Below are 1,252 nucleotides of genomic sequence, written 5' to 3' on the forward strand. Positions count from 1 at the left end.
TGCGCGCGGCGCTGACCGGGACCACCACGTCGCCGGGGATCGACGCCACGCTGGCCGCCCTGGGACGCGACGAGGTGCTGGCCCGGATCGGGGCGGTTCTGCATGGTTGACGGACGCGCGCCCGGGCGAGGCACCGGCGCGCCGCGATTCTTCGCACCGTCCGAGCGGCATCTTCTGGGCCTTCAGGGCATGCATCCGACGCGGATCGAGCCGTTTCTCGATCTTGCCGAAAGCTATGCCCTGCTGAACCGTTCGCGCAAAACCCCGCGCGAACTGCTGCGCGGGCGGACCGTCATCAACCTGTTTTTCGAAGACAGCACGCGTACCCGCACGTCGTTCGAGATTGCCGGCAAGCGGCTGGGCGCGGACGTGGTGAACATGACCGTCGCGACCTCGTCGGTGAACAAGGGCGAGACGCTGCTGGACACGGCGGCGACGCTGAACGCCATGCGCACCGACCTGCTGGTGGTGCGCCACGCGCAGTCCGGCGCGCCGGCGCTTCTGGCCCGCAAGGTCGAGGCCGCGGTGATCAATGCGGGTGACGGCACGCACGAGCACCCGACGCAGGCGTTGCTCGATGCGCTGACCATCCGCCGTCATTACAGTAGCCTGACCGGGCTGACGGTGGCCATTTGCGGGGATGTCGCCAATTCGCGCGTCGCGCGATCGAACATCCATCTGCTGACCGCGATGGGCAGCCGGGTGCGCGTCGTGGGGCCGCCGACACTGGTGCCCGGCGCGATTGCGAGCCTGGGGGTCGAGATCTTCCACACGATGGAAGAGGGCCTCGACGGCGTGGACGTGGTGATGATGCTGCGAATCCAGCGCGAACGTATGACGGGCGGTGTCGTGCCGAGCGCGCGCGAGTATTTCAGTTTCTTCGGACTGGACGCCAGGCGCCTGTCGCTGGCCCGTCCCGGCGCGCTGGTCATGCATCCCGGCCCGATGAACCGGGGGGTGGAGATCGCGTCGGGTGTCGCGGATTCGGACCAGAGCGTGATTGCCGAACAGGTGGAGATGGGGGTCGCGGTGCGCATGGCCGTCCTCGATCGTCTGGCGCGCGGGAGTGCCACCGCATGACCACCATCGTGTTCGAAAACGTGCGCCTGATCGACCCGGACGGCGGTCTGGACCGTCCCGGGCGTCTTCTGGTGCGCGACGGCGTCATCGCGGGTCTCGACACGCCGCAGGCCGAGGGCACGCCGGAGGGGGCGGCCGTCGTGCAGGGCGGCGGTGCCGTTCTGTGTCCGGG

Annotated in this window: 2 protein-coding genes and 1 pseudogene; all 3 read left to right on the plus strand. The window is 69.2% G+C overall.

Translation table 11 applies throughout. The annotated features are described in order from the left end of the window. A partial coding sequence (locus tag HUK82_RS17545) for a hypothetical protein (protein ID WP_256127068.1) occupies positions 1-110 on the plus strand: 110 nt, incomplete at its 5' end. Beyond that, a complete protein-coding gene (locus HUK82_RS16655; protein ID WP_176614973.1) occupies positions 103-1,080 on the plus strand; it encodes an aspartate carbamoyltransferase catalytic subunit in 978 nt (325 codons plus the stop codon). The genes HUK82_RS17545 and HUK82_RS16655, both read left to right, overlap by 8 nt. Next, a pseudogene (locus tag HUK82_RS17550) lies at positions 1,077-1,252 on the plus strand (dihydroorotase); the annotation flags it as partial. The gene HUK82_RS16655 and the pseudogene HUK82_RS17550, both read left to right, overlap by 4 nt.

This window comes from Ameyamaea chiangmaiensis (assembly GCF_013376175.1).
In the GTDB taxonomy this organism is placed as follows: domain Bacteria; phylum Pseudomonadota; class Alphaproteobacteria; order Acetobacterales; family Acetobacteraceae; genus Ameyamaea; species Ameyamaea chiangmaiensis.

What these genes read in the sequence shown, in the direction of transcription:
- HUK82_RS16655 (WP_176614973.1), top strand. Translation starts at nt 103, where the DNA reads ATGGTTGACGGACGCGCGCCCGGGCGAGGCACCGGCGCGCCGCGATTC.